The sequence below is a fragment of the Sodalis sp. dw_96 genome (genome assembly GCF_018449575.1).
GTDB lineage: Bacteria > Pseudomonadota > Gammaproteobacteria > Enterobacterales > Enterobacteriaceae > Acerihabitans.
The window spans coordinates 1-3,831 of the sequence record NZ_JAAVUT010000043.1; the positions used below are offsets into that span (position 1 = coordinate 1).

At 53.4% G+C, this 3,831-nt stretch carries 3 protein-coding genes; 2 read left to right on the forward strand and 1 reads right to left on the reverse strand.

Annotation, left to right across the window (positions count from 1 at the left end):
- The first annotated feature begins 238 nt into the window (after positions 1 to 238).
- Both HB631_RS26630 and katE read left to right on the forward strand, forming a co-directional pair.
- Complete coding sequence (locus HB631_RS26630; protein WP_213994187.1) at positions 239 to 820, forward strand: metal-dependent hydrolase; 582 nt, start codon at positions 239 to 241, stop codon at positions 818 to 820.
- Positions 821 to 984: 164 nt separating this feature from the next.
- Positions 985 to 3,258 (forward strand): catalase HPII, encoded by a 2,274-nt coding sequence (gene katE / locus HB631_RS26635; RefSeq protein WP_213994188.1) that lies wholly within the window; start codon positions 985 to 987, stop codon positions 3,256 to 3,258.
- A 94-nt stretch (positions 3,259 to 3,352) separates the two neighbouring features.
- Here the strand turns inward: katE and osmE are convergent, their stop codons facing one another.
- On the reverse strand, positions 3,353 to 3,685 hold the full coding sequence (gene osmE, locus HB631_RS26640; RefSeq protein ID WP_213994189.1) for an osmotically-inducible lipoprotein OsmE: 333 nt from the start codon (positions 3,683 to 3,685) through the stop codon (positions 3,353 to 3,355).
- Positions 3,686 to 3,831: the final 146 nt, after the last annotated feature.

The following is a 3,831-nucleotide window of genomic DNA, read 5'->3' on the forward strand; positions in this document are numbered from 1 at the left end:
CTGTTAAAGGGAGACCGTGCCAATGGGGTCGAAGCGGGCGTTGTTTTTCCGCCCGCCGGAGCACCCCATGGCTCGGTAGGCCCGCGATCACCGATCGCGCAACAAACCTGTTAAAGGGAGACGCGCTGCCTCCCACAGAAATAAATTGAGATGTAAAAGTTACAAGGTAACCCATTTCCCCACCGGGCGGATTGCTTTATACTGGACAAATGACCAGCCATAAAGATTTCGCATAACCATGACCGCCGAGGGGCATCTTATTTTTGCATTGGCCAGCACCATTTTAGCAAAAAAAATGGAGCTTTCCCCTGCGCTCGCCCATGGCGACTGGTGGCATATCATTGCCGGCGGATTATTAACCTGCCTGTTACCGGATATTGATCATCCCCAATCCTTTCTCGGCCAACGGCTAAAATGGCTGTCCATGCCCATAGCCAGAATATTCGGCCATCGCGGCTTTACCCACAGCCTGCTGGCCATTGCTGCCGGGATCCTGCTGTTCACCCTCAAACTCGCGCCGGATATGTTCATCCCGCTGGACGCCTTTCACGGCATGATTATCGGTTATCTCAGCCACATTGTCGCCGACATGCTGACCCCGGCCGGAGTACCCTTATTGTGGCCCTGCCGATGGCGCTTTCGTTTGCCCATTATCACCTCGCAAAAAGGCAACCAGTGGGAACGGATATTATGCGCGGCGATATTAGTTTTTGCCGTACAGCATCCGCAAGGGATGCCCCTGAGCGGTAATATCACGATGCCCGATTCGGTCCAAGCCTTATGGCACAAAGTTCGCGGCAGCTTATTTCCTACTATTTAATACCGTGTCGCGGCCTTTTCAAGCCGACGCTCATACCCCTGAGTAAAATAAGGCTTTAGCCGCTGTCAGCGCTAAAAACTGTTCTATAGTTGATCTACCGCCGAAAATATAAGCCCCGGACGGCCATTTTTTATCATTTCAACTCGATAAGAGGAGCAATGTTAATGTCTAAACCCACAGATCCTTCCCATGACAAAATACCTCTGTCCCACCCTGCCCCCGCGCCCGGAGCCAGCTCGGCACAGCCGGGATTGGGCCATCTTGCCCCAGACGATAACAGCCATTTGCCCAAGCCCGGCAGCTCGGCGCCCGGAAAACAGCCCACCGCCCCGGGGTCGGTGAAAAGTCCGCAAAACAGCAACACCAAACTTGATGCCCTCGAGCCCTACCGCAAGTCCGGTAAAGACCAGCCGCTGACCACCAATCAGGGGCTCAAAATCGCCGACGATCAAAACTCCTTGCGCGGGGCAACGCGCGGGCCGACGCTGTTGGAAGACTTCATCCTGCGGGAAAAGATTACCCATTTCGATCATGAACGCATTCCCGAACGTATCGTTCATGCGAGAGGTTCCGCCGCACACGGTATTTTTGAGGTTTATCGTTCCCTAAGCGACATCACTAAAGCGGCATTTTTACAGGATCCGTCGATCAAAACGCCGGTGTATGTCCGTTTTTCCACTGTGCAGGGATCCAGGGGATCGGCGGATACCGTGCGGGATATCCGCGGTTTTGCCACCAAGTTTTACACCCAGGAAGGCAATTTCGATATTGTGGGCAACAATACCCCGGTTTTCTTTATCCAGGATGCCCTGAAATTCCCCGATTTTGTCCATGCGGTGAAACCCGAGCCGCATAATGAAATGCCTCAGGGTGGTTCAGCCCATGATACCTTCTGGGATTATGTGTCGCTGCAACCAGAGACCCTGCATAATGTATTCTGGGCCATGTCCGATCGGGGCATTCCCCGCAGCTATCGCACCATGGAAGGATTCGGTATTCATACCTTCCGCCTGATTAACGGCGAAGGCAAAGCGACCTTCGTGCGCTTCCATTGGAAACCACTGGCGGGTAAAGCATCGCTGGTATGGGATGAGGCGCAAAAACTCGCGGGTAAAGATGCTGATTTCCATCGGCGCGATCTGTGGGAATCCATTGAAGCCGGCGACTATCCCGAGTATGAACTGGGACTGCAGCTGATACCGGAAGAGGATGAGCATAAGTTTGATTTCGATTTGCTTGATCCCACCAAGCTTATTCCCGAAGCTCTGGTACCGGTGCAAATTGTCGGCAAGATGACGCTCAATCGCAACCCGGACAATTTTTTCGCCGAAACCGAGCAGGTGGCGTTCCATCCCGGCCATATCGTCCCCGGCATCGATTTTACCAACGACCCGCTGCTGCAGGGCAGGCTATTCTCTTATACCGACACCCAAATAAGCCGGCTCGGCGGGCCGAATTTCCATGAAATTCCCATTAACCGGCCGGTTTGCCCTTATCATAATTTCCAGCGCGACGGAATGCACCGGCAGGATATCGATACCAACCCGGCCGCCCATGAACCTAATTCAATTAACGACAACTGGCCGCGTGAAACCGCCCCGGCGGCGCAGAACGGCGGATTTGAAACCTATCAGGAACGGATTGACGGTCATAAAATCCGCGAGCGCAGCGACTCTTTCCTCGAGTATTATTCACATCCGCGTCTGTTCTGGTTAAGCCAGACCCCTGTGGAGCAACAGCATATTGTCGATGCCTTCAGCTTTGAGCTGGGCAAAGTCGCAAGACCCTATATTCGTGAACGGGTTATCGATCTGTTGACCCGGGTGGATGGGCAGCTCGCACAGCGGGTAGCCGCAAAACTCGGCTTCGCGCTTTCGGAGGACACATTAAAGACCACCCCGCCCAAGCCGGTTAACGGCCTGAGCCAAGACCCCTCCCTCAGCCTGTATGCCAGCGGCGGCGGCAGCGTCAAGGGACGGCAGGTGGCCTTATTGCTCAGCGACGGGGTGAACGCCGCCGATGTTTTAGATGCGCTGCAAGGGCTGAAAGCCGCGGGTGTGCATGCTAAACTTTTGGCCGCCCATGGGGGAAACGTGGTGGCCAATGACGGCTCAACCCTGCCCGTGGACGCCACGTTCGAGGCATCGCCTTCGGTGACGGTGGACGGAGTGATTGTGCCGGACGGCAATATGGATGCCCTGTTGCTGGACGGTGAAGCGAGCCATTTTATCCTCGAAGCTTACAAGCACCTGAAGGTCATTGCCCTCAGCGGCGATGCCAAGCGCTTTAAACAACAGCTGGGTCTGACGGATAAAACCGAGGAAGGATTATGCGAAGGGTCCGCTGCCCAAGGGGCCTTGATGCAGGATTTTCTTGACCAACTGAAATTGCATCGTGTCTGGTCGCGTATCGGCAAGATTGCCGGCGTGCCCGCCTGATTTGAATACTCTGCAATGAAATGGGCGATAAGTGAAATTATTCACTTATCGCCCATCACTCATCCCCTATCCCGTCGGCTGTTACGCGTCTGAATTATTTTTGCGGGTTGGTATCGTATTCCTGACAGCTCTGGAAACCTTTGTTCAGAACGTGGTTGGTATCATCGTAGCTGACAAAGTAATTAATGGGTTTACCGTCACGGGTGCCTAACACATAGCTGTCGCAGGTACCGCGAGCGTTAATCATGGTGGCGGAAGTTGCCGGCACACCACCGATGGCGCGGGCTTGTTGTTTGGTCATGCCCGTTTTAACATCGCTGACCACGGGTTTTTTCATATAGCTGTCGGCTCTGTCAAACAGGGTACAGCCGGAAAGCAGGGTTAATGCGGTAGCGGTGGTAAAAGCCAAAACGATCTTCTTATTCATAATGTCACCTCTTTTGTTGTATGTACTGATAAGTCTAGATGGCAAAAGGCTTTTTTACAAACTCAAGCGCAACGGTAATGTGTTTTTTCCGATTTTTCTTTAAGTGGGCTAATGGTTTGCCGCCGGTAAAGGCGTTTTATTTGCGT